The following is a 20,516-nucleotide window of genomic DNA, read 5'->3' on the forward strand; positions in this document are numbered from 1 at the left end:
TGTCCGGCAGGGCACGGTTGTCGAGTCCTGCGTGCCCCCGTTCCCGTGCCGGGGTGCCCATCGGCACAGGATGGTGTTGGGTACCGCCCCATGGCTGTCAAAAACGCACGCACGCGCCTCACCGGCGTCATCGCCTCGTTGTCGGCCGTCCTCGCGGTGGCCGTTGCCCTTCCGGCACCCGCACACGCGGACTACCCGAAGGCGCCGGCGGGGTTCGTCGCCCTCAAGGACGTGGCGCCGTCGGTCATCCAGGAGATGCGCTACCCCACCGTCCACAACTTCGTGGGGGAGGAGATCGACGGATACGACGAGTCGCTCTGCATCCTCACCTCACCCGCCGCCCGGGCGCTGGCCGCGGCACAGCGGACGTTCCGGGCCCGCGGGTACGCGCTCAAGGTCTACGACTGCTACCGGCCGCAGCGGGCGGTGGACCACTTCGTCAGCTGGGCGGAGGACCTGGCGGACGACGGGATGAAGCGGGAGTTCTATCCTCGCGTCGACAAGTCCGACCTGTTCACCGACGGCTACATCGCCGAGAAGTCCGGTCACAGCCGCGGCAGTACGGTCGACCTCACCCTCGTGAAGCTCCCCGCGGTCCCCACCCGCCCCTACGTTCCGGGCGAGAACCTCGTGCCCTGCTACGCCTCGGCGGCGGAGCGGTTCCCCGACAACTCCATCGACATGGGGACCGGTTACGACTGCTTCGACACCCTCGCGCACACCCTGGACCCGCGCATCGTGGGCACACAGCACGCCAACCGGCTGTTGCTGAAGGACACGTTGGAGAACCTGGGGTTCGTGAACCTGGCGGAGGAGTGGTGGCACTTCACCTACGCCGCCGAGCCGTACCCGTCGACGTACTTCGACTTCCCGGTGGCCCGCTCGTCGCTCAGTCACTCCTGCCCGCCGTACGGAGGGCTCACCCCTTGAAGCGGCCCCACAGCCGGGGAAACCGCTCGGCGAGCGCGCCCTCGTTCTCGAAGTCGACGGGTGTGCCCTCGGGTTCGGACGGCGCGGGCGGAATGCCCAGATCCGGGGCGACGGCCCCGGTGAGCTGCTCGTAGGCCTCGTCGGCCGCGTATCCGAGCTCCTCGCCGTCCCCGTCGATCTCCTCGTCGAAGTCGTCCAGCAGCTCGGCGAGCGCGTCCGGATCGTGCACCGCGCCCTCGAACACCTCCCGGCCCTGTCCGATCAGCCAACACCGGAAGAAGTCGAAGGCGTCGTCGCTCGCCCCGTCGAGCAGTACCCATGCCGCGCCCCACAGGTCCCAGGTGTACGCGCGGTTGTACCGGGACTCGAAGTGCCGGGCGAAGTCGAGCACCGACTCCGGGTCCAGCCCGAGCAGCCGATCCACGAGCAGGTCGGCCTGCTCCTCAGGGTCGCCCTCGGCGGCCTCGCGGGAGGCGTCCATCAGCTCCCAGAACTCCAGCTCGTCCATCACGGGTCCAAGCATCGTGCCTCGGAGGGCTCGACGCACGCGGAGTACAGCGGTTTTTCCCCCACCACTCCCATCTCTCCCGCTTCTCCGGTCCCTCCCGCTTCTCAGGACTCTCCCGCCTCGCATGCCTCGCGCGGCTCGTACAGCGCCGCCAGCGCCGCCGCGTCCTCGGCGAACCGCTTCCGCAGCGACTCCGGGGAGACCACCTCGGCCCGCGCGCCGAGCGCCGTGAGCTGGGTGTGCGCGACGTCCTCCGACTCCACCCGCAGGGTGACCGTCACCCACCCCCGCCCGTCCGGTTCCCCGGAGCCCGCCAGCGCGTCCCGCGCGGCCACCGGATCCACGGCGTGCACAAGGCCGCGCACGCCGTCGGGAGACAGCCGTACGACGACGTCGGCCCGCAGGATCGACCGCGCGAACCGCTCGGCCTGCTCGCGCCAGTACCCCGGCAGGTCGAACTCCTCATCTCTGCTGAAACGTTCCTTCAAGATCTCGACCTCGACGAAACGGTCAATGCGGTACGTCCGGAACACATCGGCGTCCCGCACCCGTGCGCACAGGTACCAGGCGCCCGCCTTGAGCACGAGCCCGTACGGCGCCAGCTCCCGCTCCACCACCTCGTTGCCGCGCCGGTAGCCCGCCCGGATCGACCGGTCGTCCCACACCGCGTCCGCGACCGCCGTCAGCAGCGCAGGCGGCTCCGGCTCCCGGAACCAGGCCGGCGCGTCCAGATGGAACCGCTGCGCCGCCGTCCGTGAGGCGTCCCGTACGGAGGGCAGCAGCGCCGCGGACACCTTCAGCCGGGCCGCCGACGCCACGTCCTCCAGACCCATCTCCCTGAGCGCCCCCGGTACCCCGCTCAGGAACAGCGCCTCGGCCTCACCGCGTGCCAGCCCGGTCAGCCGGGTGCGGTAGCCGCCCACCAGCCGGTACCCGCCGGCCCGCCCCCGCTCCGCGTACACCGGCACGCCCGCCTCCGACAGCGCCTGGGCGTCCCGGGTGACGGTCCGCTCGGACACCTCCAGCTCCCGCGCCAGCTCGGCGGCGGTCATGGTGGGCCGGGATTGCAGGAGGAGCACCATCTTGATGAGGCGGGCAGCACGCATGGGGCCATGATGCCGGGACCCACCGACAACGAAGGGGGGTACGGCAGCCGCCGCACCCCCCTTCGTCGAACCGTTACCTACAGGCCGTAGCGCTCGCGCGCCTCCTTCACGGCCGTGGCCTTGACCTCGCCGCGCCGGGCGAGCTGGGCCAGCGCCGCGACGACCACCGACTGCGCGTCGACCCCGAAGTGCCGGCGGGCCGCCGCGCGGGTGTCGGAGAGGCCGAAGCCGTCCGCGCCCAGCGAGGACCAGTCCTGCTCGACCCACTGCGCGATCTGGTCCGGGACCTGGCGCATGTAGTCGGTGACCGCGAGCACCGGACCCTCGGCGCCGTGCAGCGCCTGCCGCAGATACGGCACCCGCTCCTCGCCGCGCAGCAGCGCCGCGTCGGCGTCCAGCGCGTCGCGCCGCAGCTCGGTCCACGAGGTGGCCGACCAGACGTCCGCGGCCACGCCCCACTCCTCGGCGAGCAGCTTCTGCGCCTCCAGGACCCAGTGGATCGCCGTACCGGAGCCGAGGAGCTGGATGCGGGGCGCGTTGGCCACCGGGGAGAGCCCGGCCGTCTCCGCCGTGTTGAAGCGGTACAGGCCCTTGACGATGCCCTCGTCGACGCCGGGCCCGGCCGGCTTCGCGGGCTGCGGCAGCGGCTCGTTGTAGACGGTGAGGTAGTAGAAGACGTTCGGGTCCTCACCCGGGGCGGCCTCGCCGTACATCCGGCGCAGACCGTCCTTGACGATCGTCGCGATCTCGTACGCGAACGCCGGGTCGTAGCTCAGCGCGGCCGGGTTGGTCGCGGCGATCACCGGGGAGTGCCCGTCGGCGTGCTGCAGACCCTCGCCGGTCAGCGTGGTCCGGCCCGCCGTGGCGCCGACCAGGAAGCCGCGGCCGAGCTGGTCGCCGAGCTGCCACATCTGGTCGGCCGTGCGCTGCCAGCCGAACATCGAGTAGAAGATGTAGAACGGGATCATCGCCTCGCCGTGCGTGGAGTACGCGGTGGAAGCGGCGATGAAGTCGGCCATCGAACCGGCCTCGGTGATCCCCTCGTTGAGGATCTGGCCGTTCTTGGCCTCCTTGTAGTACATCAGCTGGTCGCGGTCGACCGGCTCGTACGTCTGGCCCTTGGGGGAGTAGATCCCGAGGGACGGGAACAGGCTCTCCATGCCGAAGGTACGCGCCTCGTCCGGGACGATCGGCACCCACCTCTGCCCGGTCTCCTTCTCGCGGACCAGGTCCTTGACGAGCCGTACGAACGCCATGGTGGTGGCGACGTTCTGCGAGCCGGAGCCCTTGTCGAAGGAGGCGAAGGCCTTCTCGGCGGGCGCGGGCAGCGGGGCGAGCGCGTGCGTACGACGGGCCGGGGCCGGACCGCCGAGGGCGGCGCGGCGCTCCTGGAGGTAGCGCACCTCGGGGGAGTCGGCGCCCGGGTGGCCGTAGGGCACGACACCGTCGGTGAAGTCGCTGTCCTTGATCGGCAGCTCCAGCAGGTCCCGCATCGCCTTGAACTCGTCCACCGTCAGCTTCTTCATCTGGTGGTTGGCGTTCTTCGACGCGAAGCCCTGGCCGAGAGTGTGGCCCTTGACGGTCTGCGCCAGGATGACGGTCGGCGCGCCCTTGTGCTCGACGGCGGCCTTGTACGCGGCGTAGACCTTGCGCGCCTCGTGACCACCGCGCGAGAGGTGGAAGCACTCCAGGATCCTGTCGTCGCTCAGCAGCTTCGCCATCTCGGCGAGCGCCGGGTCCTTGCCGAAGAAGTCCTGGCGGATGTAGGCGGCGTCACGGGTCTGGTACGTCTGCACCTGGGCGTCCGGCACCTCGCGCAGCCGGCGGACCAGCGCGCCGGTGGTGTCGAGCGCGAACAGCTCGTCCCAGGCCGAGCCCCACAGCGACTTGACGACGTTCCACCCCGCGCCGCGGAACTGGGCCTCCAGCTCCTGCACGATCTTGAAGTTGGCGCGGACCGGGCCGTCGAGGCGCTGGAGGTTGCAGTTGATGACGAAGGTCAGGTTGTCGAGCCCCTCGCGGGAGGCCAGCGCGAGTGCGGCGGTCGACTCCGGCTCGTCCATCTCGCCGTCGCCGAGGAAGGCCCAGACGTGGGACGCGGAGACGTCCTTGATGCCGCGGTTGGTCAGATACCGGTTGAAGCGCGCCTGGTAGATCGCCGACAGCGGGCCGAGGCCCATCGACACCGTCGGGAACTCCCACAGCCAGGGCAGGCGACGCGGGTGCGGGTACGACGGGAGGCCGTTGCCGCCGGACTCCTGGCGGAAGTTGTCGAGGTGCTGCTCGGTCAGCCGGCCGTCGAGGAAGGCGCGGGCGTAGATGCCCGGAGACGCGTGGCCCTGGATGTACAGCTGGTCACCCGAGCCGTCGGCCTCCTTGCCCTGGAAGAAGTGGTTGAAGCCGGTCTCGTAGAGCCAGGCCGCGGAGGCGAAGGTGGCGATGTGGCCGCCGACGCCGTGTTTGCTGCCCCGGGTCACCATGGCGGCGGCGTTCCACCGGTTCCACGCGGTGATTCTGCGCTCCATCTCCTCGTCACCGGGAGCCGACGGCTCGGCGGCGGTGGGGATGGTGTTGACGTAGTCGGTCTCGAGGAGCTTCGGCAGCGCGACGCCGCCCGCCTCGGCACGCTCCAGCGTGCGCCGCATCAGGTAGGCGGCGCGATGCGGTCCCGCCTCCCTGGCGACGGCGTCCAGGGAGGCCTGCCATTCGGCGGTCTCCTCGGGGTCGCGGTCCGGGAGCTGGTCGAGCTCGCTCGGCTGGATGGCGTTGGGGTCGGTCATGTCGCCGCCTTCCTCAGTCGAAGGGGGTTCCCTCACGGGTAAGGGTTCGGGGGTGCCCTTGGTCTTTGGCAGGACAGGGCGTGGGCCTGGGTGCAAGCCCGTCGGCGACTGTAACTCCCTGATCGATGATCGATCAAAGGGTTGAGGGCAAAACTTCTCGAATACGAGAAAGTCGGCACGCGGTGCCTTCGGCGGAGGCACGGGGTGACTGCCGCGGCCGGGGTTTTCGCAGGTGAGCGCGCGTCTGAGCGGACAGGCGCTCCCCTGGAGGCTAGGCCCGGGGCGCACAGCCCAGGACGTGGGCCTTCACCAGGTCCGCGATCTTCGGATCCCGCCGCCGGAACGCCTGCACCAGCTCCTCGTGCTCCTCCGCGTACGACTGCTGCACGGTCCCCAGCCAGCGGATGGACAGCGCGGTGAACACCTCGATGCCGAGGCCCTCCCAGGTGTGCAGCAGCACGGAGTTCCCGGCGGCCCGCACCAGCTCGCGGTGGAAGCCGACGGTGTGCCGCACCTGGCCGGTTCCGTCGGAGTGCCGGTCGGCCTCGTACAGCGCGACGACGTGCGGTTCCAGGGCCGAGCAGTCCTCGGCCAGCCTGTCCGCCGCCAGCTCCGCCGCGATGGCCTCGAGCCCCGCCCGGACCGGGTAGCTCTCCTCCAGATCGGCGGCGGTCAGATTCCGCACCCGTACGCCCTTGTTCGGCGCGGATTCGATCAACCGAAGCGACTCCAGCTCACGCAGCGCCTCCCGCACCGGCGTCTGGCTCACCTCCAGCTCGGTGGCGATCCGCCGCTCCACGATCCGCTCGCCCGGCTTCCAGCGCCCGCTGACGATCCCCTCCACGATGTGCTCGCGGATCTGTTCGCGCAGCGAGTGGACGACGGGCGCGGTCATGGAGGCTCCTTAGGGAGGGGCCGCCCATCGGCCCCGGGGGCGTTTGACGTTTAGACAATACGGCCGTGAGCGCTTTCCGGACCGGCGCACAAGGGCGCTTTGACGCAGGTGAGACGAGACTTACACGCCCACGACGGGGCCGCTTGTAAAGACGGGTACCGGCCAGGCACAGGGCCGGCGGGCGAACGAACGGCGGTGCCCCCGCCCGGAGAGAACCGGACGGGGGCACCCGTTGCTGAAACCCAGGGGGTTACAGGCCGAGCTCGACCTCGAACTCGCCCGCCTCCAGGATCGCCTTGACGGACGTGAGGTAGCGGGCCGCGTCGGCTCCGTCGACCAGGCGGTGGTCGTAGGACAGGGTCAGGTACGTCATGTCGCGGACGCCGATGACCGTGCCCTCCTCCGTCTCGATGACGGCCGGACGCTTGACCGTGGCACCGATGCCGAGGATCGCGACCTGGCCCGGCGGCACGATGATCGTGTCGAAGAGCGCACCGCGCGAACCGGTGTTGGAGATGGTGAAGGTTCCGCCGGACAGCTCGTCCGGGGTGATCTTGTTGCCGCGGACCTTGCCGGCCAGCTCGGCCGTGGCCTTGGCGATCCCGGCGATGTTGAGGTCGCCGGCGCCCTTGATGACCGGGGTCATCAGGCCCTTCTCCGAGTCCACCGCGATGTTGATGTTCTCGGTGTCGAAGTAGGTGATCGTGCCCTCGGCCTCGTTGATCTTGGCGTTGATGACCGGGTGGGCCTTCAGCGCCTGGGCCGCCGCCTTCACGAAGAACGGCATCGGGGAGAGCTTGACGCCCTCGCGCGCCGCGAAGGAGTCCTTCGCCTTGGCACGCAGCCGCATCAGACGGGTGACGTCGACCTCGACGACCGACGACAGCTGGGCCTGCTCGCGCAGCGCCTTGACCATGTTGTCGCCGATGACCTTGCGGATGCGGGGCATCTTGACGGTCTGGCCGCGGAGGGGGGAGGCCTCCAGCGAAGGCGCCTTCTTCGCGGCGGCCGGAGCGGCCGGAGCCGGCGCCGCGGCAGCGGCCTTCGCGGCCTCGGCGGCGGCGATGACGTCCTGCTTGCGGATACGGCCACCGACGCCGGTGCCCTTGACGGCGCCCAGGTCGACACCGTTCTCGGCGGCGAGCTTGCGCACCAGCGGGGTGACATACGCACCGTCGTCACCGGCCGGAGCCGCCGGAGCCGCGGGCGCGGCCGGGGTGACCGGAGCCGGAGCGACCGGCGCGGGCGCCGGGGCCGCCGGGGCCGCAGCGGCAGCGACCGGTGCGGGCGCCGGAGCCGGTGCCGGAGCGGGCGCCGGGGCTGCGGCGGGGGCCGGAGCCGGGGCGGCGGGCGCGGGTGCCGGGGCTGGCGGTGCCGGGGCGGCGGCCGGAGCCGCGCCCGGGGCGCCGATGACGGCGAGCTTGGCGCCGACCTCGGCGGTCTCGTCCTCACCGACGACGATCTCCAGCAGCACACCGGAGGTGGGCGCCGGGATCTCGGTGTCGACCTTGTCCGTCGACACCTCGAGCAGCGGCTCGTCGGCCTCGACGCTCTCGCCGACCGACTTCAGCCAGCGGGTGACGGTGCCCTCGGTGACGCTCTCGCCGAGCGCCGGCAGGACCACGTCCGTACCGGACGCGCCACCGGCGGGGGCCGCGGGAGCGGCGGGGGCCTCGGCCACGGGGGCCGGAGCCGGGGCGGCGGGCGCCTCGGCGACAGGGGCCGGAGCCGCGGCGGGCTCGGCGGCGGGGGCCGGGGCGGCCGCGGGCGCGCCCGTGCCGTCGTCGATGACGGCCAGCTCGGCGCCGACCTCGACCGTCTCGTCCTCGGCGACCTTGATGGAGGCCAGGATGCCGGCTGCGGGGGAGGGGATCTCGGTGTCGACCTTGTCGGTCGACACCTCGAGCAGCGGCTCGTCGGCCTCTACGCGCTCACCCTCGGCCTTCAGCCAGCGGGTGACAGTGCCCTCGGTGACGCTCTCGCCGAGCGCCGGAAGGGTTACGGAAACCGCCATGGTTTCGGTTGCTCCTTACGAGTTGCGGAAGACTCTGCTCATCGCGGAGTCGCTTCGTCGACCGAGGGGTCAGTCGTGCGAGTGCAGCGGCTTGCCCGCAAGGGCCAGGTGGGCCTCGCCGAGCGCCTCGCTCTGCGTCGGGTGGGCGTGGATGAGCTGGGCGACCTCGGCCGGCAGCGCTTCCCAGTTGTAGATCAGCTGGGCCTCGCCGACCTGCTCGCCCATGCGGTCGCCGACCATGTGGACGCCGACCACGGCACCGTCCTTGACCTGGACGAGCTTGATCTCGCCCGAGGTGTTCAGGATCTTGCTCTTGCCGTTGCCCGCAAGGTTGTACTTCAGAGCGACGACCTTGTCCGCGCCGTAGATCTCCTTGGCCTTGGCCTCGGTGATGCCCACGGAGGCGACCTCCGGGTGGCAGTACGTGACCCGCGGGACACCGTCGTAGTCGATCGGGACGGTCTTCAGACCGGCCAGACGCTCCGCCACCAGGATGCCCTCGGCGAAGCCGACGTGCGCGAGCTGGAGGGTCGGGACGAGGTCGCCGACTGCGGAGATGGTGGGGACGTTCGTCCGCATGTACTCGTCGACCAGGACATAGCCGCGGTCCATCGCGACGCCCTGCTCCTCGTAGCCGAGACCGGCGGAGACGGGCCCGCGGCCCACCGCGACGAGCAGCAGTTCGGCCTCGAACTCCTTGCCGTCGGCCAGGGTGACCTTGACGCCGTCGGCGGTGTACTCGGCCTTCGAGAAGAAGGTGCCCAGGTTGAACTTGATGCCGCGCTTGCGGAACGCGCGCTCAAGAAGCTTGGAGGAGTTCTCGTCCTCGAGCGGGGCGAGATGCTTCAGGCCCTCGACGATCGTGATGTCCGTGCCGAAGGACTTCCACGCGGAGGCGAACTCCACGCCGATGACACCGCCGCCGAGGACGATCGCCGACTTCGGCACGCGGTCCAGGACGAGGGCGTGGTCGGAGGAGATGATCCGGTTGCCGTCGATCTCCAGGCCCGGCAGCGACTTCGGCACGGAGCCGGTCGCCAGCAGGATGTGACGTCCCTGGATCCGCTGGCCGTTGACATCGACGGAGGTCGCGGACGACAGCCGCCCCTCACCCTCGATGTACGTCACCTTGCGGGAGGCGACAAGCCCCTGCAGGCCCTTGTACAGGCCGGAGATCACACCGTCCTTGTACTTGTGGACCCCCGCGATGTCGATGCCCTCGAAGGTGGCCTTGACGCCGAACTGCTCGCTCTCGCGGGCCTGGTCGGCGATCTCGCCCGCGTGCAGCAGGGCCTTGGTGGGGATGCACCCCCGGTGCAGGCAGGTACCGCCGACCTTGTCCTTCTCGATCAGGGCGACGTCCAGGCCCAGCTGCGCCCCGCGCAGGGCCGCAGCGTAACCACCGCTACCACCGCCGAGGATCACTAGGTCGAAAACGGTGCTGGCGTCGTTCGCCACGTCACGTCCTCCATGCATGTGCGCCACGCCGGTCTCCAGTGACCGGTCGGCGGCTGGTGTCCGGCCGCTGAAGTCTCGGCCCTGTGGTGGGGGCCCTGTCCTGCCGAGCCCATCCTCGCACTTGTCGAAGGCCAACGAGACACGGGGATGCTGTGTGAGACGCCCCACGTATGCCTGCCTGGGGGCGCGGGGAACTGCGCGACCGACCACACCCGGCCCGCACCCGCCACAAAACGGACGGACCCGAGTGATCAGGCGCACAGTCCCCGCACCAAGGGCACTAGCCCAGTTCACCCGCCGCGGTCAGCTCGGCAAGACGGACCAGCGTCCGCACAGCCGTCCCCGTACCGCCCTTGGGCGTGTAACCGAAGGGACCCCCCTCGTTGAACGCCGGCCCGGCGATGTCCAGGTGCGCCCAGGTGATCCCCTCGCCCACGAACTCCCGCAGGAACAGCCCGGCCACCAGCCCGCCGCCCATCCGCTCACCCATGTTCGCGATGTCGGCGGTGGGGGAGTCCATCCCCTTGCGCAGGTGCTCCGGCAGCGGCATCGGCCAGGCCGGCTCACCGACCTCCTCGGCGGCCTCGTGCACCGCGGAGCGGAACGCGTCGTCGTTGGCCATGATCCCGAAGGTGCGGGCGCCCAGCGCCAGCATCATCGCGCCGGTGAGGGTGGCCACGTCGACGATCGCGTCCGGCTTCTCCTGGGACGCGGCCCACAGCGCGTCCGCGAGGACCAGCCGGCCCTCGGCGTCGGTGTTGAGCACCTCCACCGTCTTGCCGCTGTACATGCGCAGCACGTCACCGGGGCGGGTGGCGGTGCCCGACGGCATGTTCTCGGCGAGCGCCAGCCAGCCGGTGACATTGACCTCCAGGCCCAGCCGCGCGGCGGCGACCACGGCGGCGAAGACCGCCGCCGCGCCGCTCATGTCGCACTTCATCGTCTCGTTGTGCCCGGCCGGCTTCAGCGAGATGCCGCCCGAGTCGTAGGTGATGCCCTTGCCGACGAAGGCGAGGTGCTTGCTCGCGTTCGCGGGGGTGTACGACAGCTTCACCAGGCGCGGGGCCGAGGCGGAGCCGCCGCCGACGCCCAGGATGCCGCCGTAGCCGTCCTTGGCGAGGGCCTTCTCGTCGAGGACCTGCACCTTGATGCCGTGCTCCTTGGCCGCGGTCTGCGCCAGGGCGGCGAACGCCTCGGGGTTGAGGTCGTTCGGCGGCATGTTGATCAGGTCACGGGCGCGGTTGAGCTCCTCGCCGACGGCGGTGGCGCGGGCGAGCGCGGCCTTGTGGGCGGCGTCGCGCGGCTTCCCGCCGAGCAGGGCGGCCTCGGCGAGCGGCGCCTTGCCGTTCTTCGCCTTGGAGTCCTTGGGGCTCTCCTTGTAGGTGTCGAAGGAGTACGCGCCAAGGACCACGCCCTCGGCGACCGCGCCGACGTCGCCGGCGTCCGTCAGGGGCAGGGCGAAGGCGGCCTTCTTGGAGCCGGTGAGGGCACGGGCGGCCACGCCGGCCGCCCTGCGCAGCGCCTCGGCGTCGGGGGAGGCGCCGTCCTCGGGCGCCGCGCCCAGGCCCACCGCGAGCACGAGCGGTGCCTTGAAGCCGGCCGGGGCGGGCAGCTTCGTCACCTCGCCCTCGGCGCCGGAGGCACCGAGGGTTTCCAGAACACCGGCGAGCCGGCCGTCGTAGGCCTGGTCGACGGCTTCGGCGCCAGGGGCGAGGACGAGGTCCCCGGACCTTGATGCAGGGCCCCTGGCGACACCGATCACGATCGCGTCGGCCCGCAGGCCGGGCGCCGCGGCGGTGCTGAGAGTGAGAGCAGTCACGGTGGTGAAATCTCGCTTCCGATGTGGAGTTGCAGTGGCCGGAAAGGGTGGGTCGACCGGGCCCGGAAGCCGGCCCCGGATCGGGGCCGTGGGTGCGGTCTCACCAGGGGTAGGTCACATCGGCGCGGCGAACCGGTGTGACGAGCCCCGCAACGAGCGTACGCGTGCCTGCGCATTCGCTCATGCACGCGAGTTCACCTGTCGGTGGCGTCGTAGCCACTTCTGGATCCTCGCACTCCATGAACTGGGTCACACCCGTCGGATTCCGGGGCGCGGCGCTGCCCAAAGAGGCACCGCCCGGGGCCGGTTCGGCGAGCAGGCCTACGGTGTACCGATGAACACGCGCACCCTGCTCACCGCCGTGTCCCTGCTCCTGCTGCTCGCGGGCTGCGGCACGGCCCCCGACGACAGGTCCGGGTCGGAGGGGGAGGGGGCGGACCGCTGGCGACCGCGCCCCGGCATCGGCTGGCAGTGGCAGCTCAGCGGTCGCCTCGACACCTCCGTGGACGTCCCGGTGTACGACATCGACGGTTTCGACCAGTCCGAGAAGACCGTCACCGCCCTGCACCGCGACGGCCGCAAGGTGATCTGCTACCTCTCCACCGGCGCCTTCGAGGACTGGCGTCCGGACGCCGGCGACTTCCCCGGGTCGGTGATCGGCAAGGGCAACGGCTGGGAGGGCGAGCGCTGGCTCGACATCCGCGCGACCGACGTCCTCGAACCCCTGATGGCCGCCCGGATCGACATGTGCCGCGACAAGGGCTTCGACGCCGTCGAGCCCGACAACATGGACGGCTACAAGAACACCACTGGCTTCCCGCTCAAGGCCGCCGACCAGCTCCGCTACAACCGTCTGATCGCCCGCCTAGCCCACGACCGGGGCCTGTCCGTCGGCCTGAAGAACGACCTCGACCAGATCCCCGCCCTCGTCGACGACTTCGACTTCGCGGTCAACGAACAGTGCGCCCAGTACGACGAATGCGCGGACCTGACCCCGTTCATCGAGGCGGACAAGGCCGTCTTCCACGTCGAGTACGAGCTGCCCACCGGCGACTTCTGCGCCGAGTCCCGCCGTCTGAAGCTGAGTTCCCTGCTGAAGAAGTACGAACTGGGAGCCTGGCGCAGGGCTTGCTAGTGCCCCAGGGTCAGCGCCACCAGCGCGGTCGTCGCCGCCGTCTCCGCCAGCCCGCCGAACACATCCCCGGTGACCCCGCCGAAGCGCCGCCGACAGTGCCGTAGGAGCAGTTCGGCGGCGGCCAGCGCGGCGAGGACCGCGAGTGCGGTGCGGACGGCGTCGTAGGGCCCGGACAGCCCGCCCCAGGCCGCCAGGCCGACGGTGAACGCGGCCGTCACGGCCACCGCGCCCCCCACCGGCACCACGCCCGCGACCGCGGCCCCCAGCCCCTCCGGACGGGCGGCCGGCACTCCGGCGCGGGCCGCCAGGGTCAGCGCCAGCCGGGCGGCGACCGCCGAGACGACCGCGGCGAGGGCACCGCGTGCCCAGGAGCCGTCGTAGAGCGACGCCAGCGCGGCCGCCTGGGCGAGCAGCGCGAACACCAGGGTGATCACCCCGAACGGCCCGATGTCCGACTGCTTCATGATCCGCAGCGCGTCCTCGGCGGGCTTGCCGCTGCCGAGCCCGTCCGCGGTGTCGGCCAGCCCGTCGAGGTGCAGACCGCGGGTGAGGACGGCCGGTACGGCGACGGAGCCGACGGCGGCGAGCAGCGGGCCCGCGCCGAGAACCAGCAGCAGCAGCCCGAGGCCGGCCGCACAGCCCCCGACGACCAGCCCGACCACCGGGGCGCCCAGCATGCCGCCCCGCGCGGCCTCCCGGTCCCACCGGCTCACCCCGACGGGGAGCACGGTCAGGGTGCCGAAGGCGAAGCGGAGGCCGTGGAGGCGGGCAGGCGGGGACACGTCGGCAGGGTAGCCCGGACGCCCTGCTCGCGAGGCAGCCCGCCCCGCTCCCCGGGAGACTGGTGACATGGGCGACTGGTGGCAGCGCAACATCGTGGAACCGGGCAAGATCCCGCTGCTCCTCGCCCTGACCGCGTTCGTGCTCACCTTCCTGATCACCCGGGTCATCACCCGGCTCATCCGGGCCGGCAAGGGCCCCTTCGGCAACATCAGCTCCGCCGGCGGGGTGCACATCCACCATGTGGTGCCGGGGGTCGTGCTGACCGTGGCGGGCGGCTTCGGCGCGGTGGCCAGCGGGCGGCACGGGTTCGGCTCGGGCGCCTTCGCGATCGTCTTCGGGATCGGTACGGGCCTGGTCCTGGACGAGTTCGCGCTGATCCTGCACCTCGACGACGTGTACTGGACGGAAGCGGGACGCAAGAGCGTGGAAGCCGTCGTGCTGACCGCCGCTCTCGTCGGACTGCTGCTGGTGGGCGCCGCGCCGTTCGGCGTCAACGACATGAGCGACGAGGAACTCCAGGACCGGGGGGCCGTCGCCTCGACCGTCGTGGTGAACATGCTCTCCTCGCTGGCCGTGCTGTTCAAGGGCAAGGCCAAGATGGCCGTCTTCAGCGTGTTCATCCCGTTCCTGGGACTGGTCGGCCTGGTACGGGTGGCCAGACCGGCCTCGCCCTGGGCCCGCCGCCTCTACCGCCGCCGGCCGAAGGCCCGCGCGAAGGCGATCCTGCGGGCCTACCGTCACGACCGGCGCTGGGCGCGGCCCCGGCGGGTGCTGGGGGACTGGCTGGGCGGCATGACGACCGACGAACTCGCCGAAGCCAAGGCCGAGAGCGAAGCCGCGGACCGCCGCTGAAGCCGCCGGCGACGCACTTCCGCCGCCCCGCACAGCGCCCCCACCGCCGCGATCGCCGCCAGGTGCTCCTTGCCCGCCAGGTTGTTCTTCAGCACAACCTCCACGACCATGGCGACGATCACCGCCCCCGCCGTCGCGTACGCCCGGTACCGCCACCCCACGACCACCGCCAGGCCCACCACCGCCGCCGACGGGCCGGTGTCGACCACCAGGGCGTCGGAGGCGGGCAGCCAGCCGTGGTCGATGCCCACGCGCGCGTAGAGCGTGCCGGCGAGGGTCGCGGCGTACGAGATCACCAGGGTGCGCCACCGGCCCAGGCAGATCTCCGCGATCCCGAACACGAGCAGGACCTGCGCGAGCGCACCCCACACCGGCAGGTCCAGGGCGGGCACGAACAGGGACAGCGGGGTGCGCGGGAGGGCGAGCCACAGGGGGTCGGCCGCCCGTACCGCGCCCAGGTCCTGGACCGGCCGGTACCCCCAGGACCGGTTCTGCACGACCTGCGCGACCGCCGTCAGGCCCACCGCCCCCAGCGTCATCGGAACCGCCCGCCACCGCCGCAGCGCCAGGGCGTCGCGCACGGTCGAGTACAGCGGCCCCCATTCGGCACCGGCCCGGCGGGCGAGGCGCTTCACCGGCGGCTCCCGCGGATTCCGCGGATCTCGCGGATCTCCAGGAACCCCTCCGCCCGTGCCGACGCCAGTCCGATGCGGGGCAGGTCCGCGGTCTTCTCGAACAGCAGGAACCTGGGCTCCCAGATGGGCCGGTACTTGGCGTTGGCGCGGTACAGCGACTCGATCTGCCACCAGCGGGAGAAGAAGCTGAGCAGCGACCGCCACAGCCGCAGCACCGGCCCGGCGCCGAGACGTGCCCCCCGTTCGAAGACCGAGCGGAACATGGCGAAGTTGAGCGAGACCTGGGTGATCCGGATCTCCCGGGCGCGCCGCAGCAGTTCGATGACCATGAACTCGATCAGGCCGTTGTCGGAGTCCCGGTCGCGTCGCATCAGGTCGAGGGAGAGCCCGTGCGGCCCCCACGGCACGAAGGAGAGCAGCGCGCGCAGTTCACCGTGCGCGTCGTGGCACTCCAGCAGCACACAGCGCCCGTCCTCGGGGTCCCCGAGCCGCCCCAGCGCCATGCTGAACCCGCGCTCGGTGGCCCCGTCCCGCCAGTCGTCGGCGCGGCGCAGCAGATCCGCCATCTCGGCGGCGCGGATGTCCTCGTGCCGCCGTACCCGCACCGTGTACCCGGCCCGGCGGACCCGGTTGTACGCCTGGCGCACGGTCCGCATGGCCCGCCCCTCCAGGGTGAACTCGGCGACCTCGACGATCGCCTCGTCGCCCAGCTCCAGGGCGTCCAGGCCGTGCCGCGCGTACACGGTCCCGGCCTCCTCGCTCGCGCCCATCACCGCAGGCAGCCAGCCGTGCGCCCGCGCCTCGGCGAGCCACGGCACGATCGCCCCCGGCCAGGCCTCCGGGTCCCCGAGCGGATCCCCGGAGGCCAGCGACACCCCGCCGACCACCCGGTAGGCGACGGCCGCCTTCCCGGTCGGCGACCAGCACACGCTCTTCTCCCGGCGCAGCGCGAAGTACCCGAGGGAGTCCCGCCCGCCGTGCCGCTCCAGCAGCTCCCGCAGCCGCTTCTCGTCGTCCCCGGTCAGCGGGTCGACGGCCCGCCGGGAGCGGAAGGCCGCGTACAGGACGGCGAGGACGAGGGCGGTGCTCAGCACGTTGACGGCGACGTCCACCCAGGTGGGCGGCGCGATCCCGGGGACGCGGTACTCGTCGGCGGCGACGGAGACCAGCCGGAGCGTGCCGTACCGCCAGCGCTCCCAGAACGCGGCGGGGGCGGCGGCCCGGTTGGTGACCGTCACCAGCAGCGCGGCCAGCAGCGAGGCGCCGAGCAGCCCGCCGGCGCCGACGGCCGCGGCGAGCCGTGGATTGGCCCGGTCGCCCTTGGCGTAGAACTCCCGGCGCCCGGCGAGCAGCGCGGCGACGAAGACGGCGGTGAGGGCGAGCGAGACCCAGTTCTGCGGGTACCGCCGGATCTCCGGAAGGACCGCGAGCGCGAGGGCGAGCAGCCCCAGAAAGGCCCCGCTCAGCCCCAGGTTGAGGATCCACGCGGCCCGCTTGCGCCGCCGCATGGTGACGGCCAGGAACGCGGTGAACACCCCGGAGGCGAAACCGGCCGTCAGCAGATAGGGCGTGAAGAGGTTCTCCTGGTTGTGCCGCCGCATGTCCTGCCCCAGCGAAACCCACACCGCACTGAGGAAGTTGACGAACGCGACGGCACGCAGGTACCAGACGGCGACGGCGGCGGCGACCCGGGCATGTCCCATGAGCGGTGATGATATGGGCGCACTTCACCCAAACCGCTCTTTTGGTGCCGTCTGTCCCCTTGGCGGGGAAATGTTCTAAGTGATGTCGGAGACGTCCTCCGGGTCCTTCTCCGGCTCCTCGGCCGTCGCCTCCGGCTTCTCGGGAAGCTCGGCGGCCAGCGCCGCCGCGGCCTGCACCAACGGCAGTGCCAGCAGCGCCCCCGCGCCCTCCCCGACCTTCACACCCTGGTCGAGCAGCGGCTCCAGGGCCATCCGGTCCAGCGCCTTCGCCTGCCCCGGCTCCCCGCTCCGGTGCGACGCCAGCCACCAGTCCGGCGCCCGGAACGCGATCCGCTGCCCCACGAGCGCACAGGCCGCCGCGACCACACCGTCGAGCACGACCGGCAACTTCCGTACGGCGCACTGGAGCAGAAAGCCCGTCATCGCGGCCAGGTCGGCCCCGCCCACGGCCGCCAGCAGCTGCAACTGCTCCCCGAGCACCGGCCGGGCCCGCCGCAGCGCGTCCCGGATGGCGGCACACTTGCGCATCCAGGCCAGGTCGTCGATGGCCTCGCCGCCCCGCCCGGTCACCACCGAGGCGTCGGTCCCGCACAGCGCCGCGACCAGCACCCCGGCCGCCGTCGTCCCGCCGACGCTCACATCGCCCAGCACCACCAGATCCGTACCGGAGTCGGCCTCCTCGTCGGCGACCGCGACCCCCGCCAGGAAGGCCGCCTCCGCCTCCTCCGGCGTCAGTGCGTCCTCGAAGTCGATACGACCGCTGCCGCGCCGCACCCGGTGCCGTACGACGTCCTCCGGGAACGTGTCCGGCGCGCAGTCCAGCGCCATGTCCACGACCCGTACGGGCACATCGAGGCGCCGGGCGAGCACCGAGACCGGACGGCCGCCGTCCAGGATCTCCCGCACCAGGTCCGCCGCGCTGCCCGCCGGCCGGGCCGACACGCCGAGCTCCGCGACGCCGTGGTCGCCGGCGAACAGCACCACCCGCGGCCGTACGACCGGCCGCACGGGCACCGAACCCTGCGCCGCGGCCAGCCACTCACCCAGGTCGTCCAGGCGCCCCAGCGAACCGGGCGGCACGATCTGACGTTCCCGGCGGGCCTCCGCGTCACGGCGGACTCCGCCGTCGGGGCGCTCGATCAGATCGGTGAAGTCGTCGAGATTAAGCGAGCTCATTCGCCGAACAGTACCGGCACCGGCCGAACGGCTCCCCGCCACATGGGCACCGCTCGGCCACCACGTCTTTGCTTCAAGGATTGGCATCCCATACGTTCCGTTTTGCCACGAAATGACGCAGGCCCGCCCTCTGCCCTTCCGGAGCCGCACATGTCCTCCCGGCCCAGGCCCATCCACGACCCGCGCCGCGACGACTGCCCCTGGTGCGGCTCGAAGCGGCTGCGCACCCGGCTGCGGTCCCCGGACCTCCGCCACCGCAGGCCGGGCACCTTCGTGGTCGACGAATGCCGGGACTGCGCCCACGCCTTCCAGAACCCGCGCCTGACCCCCGAGGGCCTTGACCTGTACGACGTCCAGGGCGCCGTCCCCTTCAGCCGCAGACGCCTGCTCGCCACCGCCCGCACGATGCTCCCCTTCCCGGAACCGGAGAGCTGGCTGGACGTCGGTACGGGAGACGCGGCCTTCCCCCGCGCGGCGCGGGAACTGTTCACCTACACGGCGTTCGACGGCGTCGACCCCACCCCACGCGTGGAACGGGCCCGAGCGGCGGGCCGACTGGACGAGGCCCACGTGGGCCATCTCCCGAACCTGCTTCCCCGCCTCCGCGCCCGCTACGACGTGGTCAGCATGCTCCACCACCTGGAACACACCCGGGACCCGCGAGCGGAACTCACGGCGGCCCTCACCGCCCTGCGCCCCGGCGGCCACCTCCTCCTCGAACTCCCGGACCCCACGAGCGCGTTCGCAACGGTCCTGGGCAAGTGGTGGCACCCCCACGACCAGCCCCGCCACCTCCACCTGATCCCGCTGCCGAACCTGCGCGCGGAACTGGTGGCCAGGGGCTGCGAAATCGTCGCGACGGACCGCAGAACCCCCCACACCCCCCGTGACCTCTCCACGGCCGCCACCCTCTACCTGAACAGAACCCCCCTGCGCCGAGCGGCGCCCCCCGCGATCATGTTCGCCACAGCCCTGGACCACCTCCTGTCCCCGGCCCTGAGCCGCACCCGTTTCTCCAACGCCTACCGCCTGATCGCCCGCAAACAACGCACATAGCTGCGGGCAGGCGGCCCGGGTGGGCGCAGCGGCGCCCCGCCGGCGCGGGCAAGCACCCCCACCCCCGCCCAGCCGCCACCCCGTTCACCCCCGCAACACCACACACTGCCCCGCCACCACCAGCACAACCGACTCGCACTCACCCGCAACCCCCGCGTTCACCTTCCCCAACTCGTCCCGATACCGCCGCCCCGACGCCGTCGCCGGCACAATCCCCGACCCCACCTCGTTGGACACCAGCACCACCGTCCGCCGAGCCCCCCGCACCGCCGCCACCAACTCCCCGACCCGCGCCCGCAACGCCCGCTCACCCCCGTCCGCCCACACCGCGTCGTCCCACGCCCCGACGGAGTCCATCGCGTCCGTCAGCCAGAGCGACAGACAGTCGATCAGCAGCGGCGGCCCGGCCTCCCCGAGCAACGGCACCAGATCGCAGGTCTCCGTGGTCCGCCAGGACCCCGGCCGCCGCTCACGGTGCGCGGCCACCCGCGAGGCCCACTCGGTGTCCCCGCCGCGCGACCCCCCGGTGGCGACGTACAGCACGTCGGGGAACGACTCCAGCCGCCGCTCCGCCTCCACCGACTTCCCCGACCGCGCCCCGCCCAGCACCAGCGTCCGCCGCGGTACGTCCGGCACGGCCGACACGTCTTCGTACACCCCCACCCCCAGAGTCGACCCGTCCGGCACCGCCCGCGCCCCCGCCGTCGCGAGCCGCCGCGTCAGCTCCGGGCCCGCCGGCACGTCATGATCCACATGCACCGCGACGACATCCGTGGCCGCCCCCACCGCCCCCACCGCCCGCAGCTTCGCCAGCGCGTCCGGCCGCCCCACGACATCCGCGAGAACCATGTCGTACGGTTCGGCACCGCCCTCGCCCCCCTCCTCGAGACCGGCCGGCGCACCCCCAGGCGGCAGATACAGCAGCCGCCGCCCGTCGGGGCCGGTCACCGCGTACCCCGTACCCGGCGCGTCCATCGCCACCGCCCGCACCCGATGCCCCGTCAGCAGCGCCAGCTCGCGCCCGTCCGGCACCCGCCCGGGCTGCGGCAGGCCGGCCGGCACCTCCACCGGCGGCCCGTCGTGCGGATGCGACAGCAGCGCCTGCCGCACCCCGCCCAGCGAGTGCCCGGCGCGTGCCGCGGCGAAGGCCGCGCCCGGCGTCAGGTCGAGCAGCAGCGTCGAGTCGACGAGCACCGCGGTCGCCGCGCGCGCCGCCGCGCCGAGCGAGGTCGCGCACACCGCGCAGGGGCAGTCGGGGCGGGGCAGTCCCGCGGGGGCACCGGTACCGAGCAGAGTCACTTCCACAAAGCTGATTTTCGCCTGTCTGACCTGGTCTTGCGCATCCGACTAGGCTGCGGGCAGGAGCCGGACCAAGATCCGGCTCCTGCTCTGCACGTGTTCACATCAGGGAGGCGTACATGGCGGCATGGACGTGGCGGTTCGAGAAGGCCGACGGGACGGAGGTCCAGCCCGCGGTGGAACCCGAGGAGTTCACCACCCAGGGAGACGCCGAATCCTGGATCGGGGAGGAGTGGAAGGCACTCCTCGAGGGCGGCGCCGAGCAGGTGCGGCTCTTCGAGGACTCCACCGAGATCTACGGCCCCATGAGCCTGCACGCGAACGAGTCGTAGCCGCGCAGCCGTAAAAACGGGGGTCGCCGTCAACC

At 72.1% G+C, this 20,516-nt stretch carries 17 protein-coding genes; 5 read left to right on the forward strand and 12 right to left on the reverse strand.

Features of this window, described 5'->3' with window-relative positions; translation table 11 throughout:
- The first annotated feature begins 90 nt into the window (after positions 1 to 90).
- Positions 91 to 930, forward strand: coding sequence for a M15 family metallopeptidase (locus tag ACFPIH_RS05230; RefSeq protein ID WP_381179905.1), 840 nt, complete (start codon positions 91 to 93; stop codon positions 928 to 930).
- Here the strand turns inward: ACFPIH_RS05230 and ACFPIH_RS05235 are convergent.
- The 7 genes from ACFPIH_RS05235 to ACFPIH_RS05265 all read right to left on the reverse strand — a co-directional run bounded on the left by ACFPIH_RS05235 (position 920) and on the right by ACFPIH_RS05265 (position 11,510).
- The gene (locus ACFPIH_RS05235; RefSeq protein ID WP_381179940.1) at positions 920 to 1,438 is read right to left on the reverse strand and encodes a DUF4240 domain-containing protein; all 519 of its coding nucleotides are present in this window, start codon (positions 1,436 to 1,438) and stop codon (positions 920 to 922) included. The two genes, ACFPIH_RS05230 and ACFPIH_RS05235, sit on opposite strands and share 11 nt — an antisense overlap.
- Positions 1,439 to 1,542: 104 nt before the next feature.
- Entirely contained in the window at positions 1,543 to 2,544 is a 1,002-nt protein-coding gene (locus ACFPIH_RS05240; RefSeq protein ID WP_381179908.1) for a helix-turn-helix transcriptional regulator, read from the reverse strand.
- A 77-nt stretch (positions 2,545 to 2,621) separates the two neighbouring features.
- On the reverse strand, positions 2,622 to 5,324 hold the full coding sequence (gene aceE, locus ACFPIH_RS05245; RefSeq protein WP_381179910.1) for a pyruvate dehydrogenase (acetyl-transferring), homodimeric type: 2,703 nt from the start codon (positions 5,322 to 5,324) through the stop codon (positions 2,622 to 2,624).
- 271 nt (positions 5,325 to 5,595) lie between these two features.
- Entirely contained in the window at positions 5,596 to 6,219 is a 624-nt protein-coding gene (locus ACFPIH_RS05250) for a GntR family transcriptional regulator (protein ID WP_381179913.1), read from the reverse strand.
- A gap of 250 nt (positions 6,220 to 6,469) precedes the next feature.
- Positions 6,470 to 8,233 carry a 2-oxoglutarate dehydrogenase, E2 component, dihydrolipoamide succinyltransferase gene (gene sucB / locus ACFPIH_RS05255; RefSeq protein ID WP_385876277.1) on the reverse strand — a complete coding sequence of 588 codons (1,764 nt, stop codon included), beginning with the start codon at positions 8,231 to 8,233 and terminating at the stop codon, positions 6,470 to 6,472.
- Positions 8,234 to 8,302: 69 nt separating this feature from the next.
- Entirely contained in the window at positions 8,303 to 9,691 is a 1,389-nt protein-coding gene (lpdA, locus tag ACFPIH_RS05260; protein ID WP_381175557.1) for a dihydrolipoyl dehydrogenase, read from the reverse strand.
- A 280-nt stretch (positions 9,692 to 9,971) separates the two neighbouring features.
- Positions 9,972 to 11,510, reverse strand: coding sequence for a leucyl aminopeptidase (locus ACFPIH_RS05265; RefSeq protein WP_381175555.1), 1,539 nt, complete (start codon positions 11,508 to 11,510; stop codon positions 9,972 to 9,974).
- A 334-nt stretch (positions 11,511 to 11,844) separates the two neighbouring features.
- Between ACFPIH_RS05265 and ACFPIH_RS05270 the strand changes: the two genes are divergently transcribed.
- Positions 11,845 to 12,645 carry an endo alpha-1,4 polygalactosaminidase gene (locus ACFPIH_RS05270; protein ID WP_381175553.1) on the forward strand — a complete coding sequence of 267 codons (801 nt, stop codon included), beginning with the start codon at positions 11,845 to 11,847 and terminating at the stop codon, positions 12,643 to 12,645.
- Here ACFPIH_RS05270 and ACFPIH_RS05275 read toward each other — a convergent pair.
- The gene (locus ACFPIH_RS05275; RefSeq protein ID WP_381175551.1) at positions 12,642 to 13,427 is read right to left on the reverse strand and encodes an adenosylcobinamide-GDP ribazoletransferase; all 786 of its coding nucleotides are present in this window, start codon (positions 13,425 to 13,427) and stop codon (positions 12,642 to 12,644) included. The two genes, ACFPIH_RS05270 and ACFPIH_RS05275, sit on opposite strands and share 4 nt — an antisense overlap.
- 67 nt (positions 13,428 to 13,494) lie before the next feature.
- Here ACFPIH_RS05275 and ACFPIH_RS05280 point away from each other — a divergent pair, with 67 nt between their 5' ends.
- Positions 13,495 to 14,280 (forward strand): hypothetical protein, encoded by a 786-nt coding sequence (locus ACFPIH_RS05280; RefSeq protein WP_381175549.1) that lies wholly within the window; start codon positions 13,495 to 13,497, stop codon positions 14,278 to 14,280.
- Here ACFPIH_RS05280 and ACFPIH_RS05285 read toward each other — a convergent pair.
- The 3 genes from ACFPIH_RS05285 to cobT form a co-directional block, all read right to left on the reverse strand.
- Positions 14,166 to 14,915: a hypothetical protein gene (locus ACFPIH_RS05285; protein WP_381175547.1), complete on the reverse strand. Its 750-nt coding sequence runs from the start codon at positions 14,913 to 14,915 to the stop codon at positions 14,166 to 14,168. The genes ACFPIH_RS05280 and ACFPIH_RS05285 overlap by 115 nt on opposite strands.
- Positions 14,912 to 16,618 carry a phosphatidylglycerol lysyltransferase domain-containing protein gene (locus ACFPIH_RS05290; protein WP_381175545.1) on the reverse strand — a complete coding sequence of 569 codons (1,707 nt, stop codon included), beginning with the start codon at positions 16,616 to 16,618 and terminating at the stop codon, positions 14,912 to 14,914. Before ACFPIH_RS05290 ends, ACFPIH_RS05285 begins: the two co-directional genes overlap by 4 nt.
- 75 nt (positions 16,619 to 16,693) lie before the next feature.
- On the reverse strand, positions 16,694 to 17,794 hold the full coding sequence (cobT, locus tag ACFPIH_RS05295; protein WP_381175543.1) for a nicotinate-nucleotide--dimethylbenzimidazole phosphoribosyltransferase: 1,101 nt from the start codon (positions 17,792 to 17,794) through the stop codon (positions 16,694 to 16,696).
- A gap of 150 nt (positions 17,795 to 17,944) precedes the next feature.
- On the opposite strand from cobT, the gene ACFPIH_RS05300 reads away from it, so the two are divergent.
- On the forward strand, positions 17,945 to 18,850 hold the full coding sequence (locus tag ACFPIH_RS05300; RefSeq protein ID WP_381175541.1) for a class I SAM-dependent methyltransferase: 906 nt from the start codon (positions 17,945 to 17,947) through the stop codon (positions 18,848 to 18,850).
- 84 nt (positions 18,851 to 18,934) lie between these two features.
- Here the strand turns inward: ACFPIH_RS05300 and ACFPIH_RS05305 are convergent, their stop codons facing one another.
- A complete protein-coding gene (locus tag ACFPIH_RS05305) occupies positions 18,935 to 20,155 on the reverse strand; it encodes a bifunctional adenosylcobinamide kinase/adenosylcobinamide-phosphate guanylyltransferase (protein ID WP_381175539.1) in 1,221 nt (406 codons plus the stop codon).
- Between the two features lie 113 nt (positions 20,156 to 20,268).
- Here ACFPIH_RS05305 and ACFPIH_RS05310 point away from each other — a divergent pair, with 113 nt between their 5' ends.
- Positions 20,269 to 20,481 carry a hypothetical protein gene (locus tag ACFPIH_RS05310; protein ID WP_381175537.1) on the forward strand — a complete coding sequence of 71 codons (213 nt, stop codon included), beginning with the start codon at positions 20,269 to 20,271 and terminating at the stop codon, positions 20,479 to 20,481.
- Positions 20,482 to 20,516: the final 35 nt, after the last annotated feature.

The sequence above is a fragment of the Streptomyces vulcanius genome (assembly GCF_042653945.1).
GTDB classification, from domain to species: domain Bacteria; phylum Actinomycetota; class Actinomycetes; order Streptomycetales; family Streptomycetaceae; genus Streptomyces; species Streptomyces mangrovi.

Excerpts from the sequence above, each read along its gene's own strand:
- ACFPIH_RS05230 (WP_381179905.1), top strand. The coding sequence starts at position 91 with ATGGCTGTCAAAAACGCACGCACGCGCCTCACCGGCGTCATCGCCTCG.
- ACFPIH_RS05235 (WP_381179940.1), bottom strand. The coding sequence starts at position 1,438 with ATGGACGAGCTGGAGTTCTGGGAGCTGATGGACGCCTCCCGCGAGGCC.
- ACFPIH_RS05240 (WP_381179908.1), bottom strand. The coding sequence starts at position 2,544 with ATGCGTGCTGCCCGCCTCATCAAGATGGTGCTCCTCCTGCAATCCCGG.
- aceE (WP_381179910.1), bottom strand. The coding sequence starts at position 5,324 with ATGACCGACCCCAACGCCATCCAGCCGAGCGAGCTCGACCAGCTCCCG.
- ACFPIH_RS05250 (WP_381179913.1), bottom strand. The coding sequence starts at position 6,219 with ATGACCGCGCCCGTCGTCCACTCGCTGCGCGAACAGATCCGCGAGCAC.
- sucB (WP_385876277.1), bottom strand. The coding sequence starts at position 8,233 with ATGGCGGTTTCCGTAACCCTTCCGGCGCTCGGCGAGAGCGTCACCGAG.
- ACFPIH_RS05270 (WP_381175553.1), top strand. The coding sequence starts at position 11,845 with ATGAACACGCGCACCCTGCTCACCGCCGTGTCCCTGCTCCTGCTGCTC.
- ACFPIH_RS05280 (WP_381175549.1), top strand. The coding sequence starts at position 13,495 with ATGGGCGACTGGTGGCAGCGCAACATCGTGGAACCGGGCAAGATCCCG.
- ACFPIH_RS05290 (WP_381175545.1), bottom strand. The coding sequence starts at position 16,618 with ATGGGACATGCCCGGGTCGCCGCCGCCGTCGCCGTCTGGTACCTGCGT.
- cobT (WP_381175543.1), bottom strand. The coding sequence starts at position 17,794 with ATGAGCTCGCTTAATCTCGACGACTTCACCGATCTGATCGAGCGCCCC.
- ACFPIH_RS05300 (WP_381175541.1), top strand. The coding sequence starts at position 17,945 with ATGTCCTCCCGGCCCAGGCCCATCCACGACCCGCGCCGCGACGACTGC.
- ACFPIH_RS05310 (WP_381175537.1), top strand. The coding sequence starts at position 20,269 with ATGGCGGCATGGACGTGGCGGTTCGAGAAGGCCGACGGGACGGAGGTC.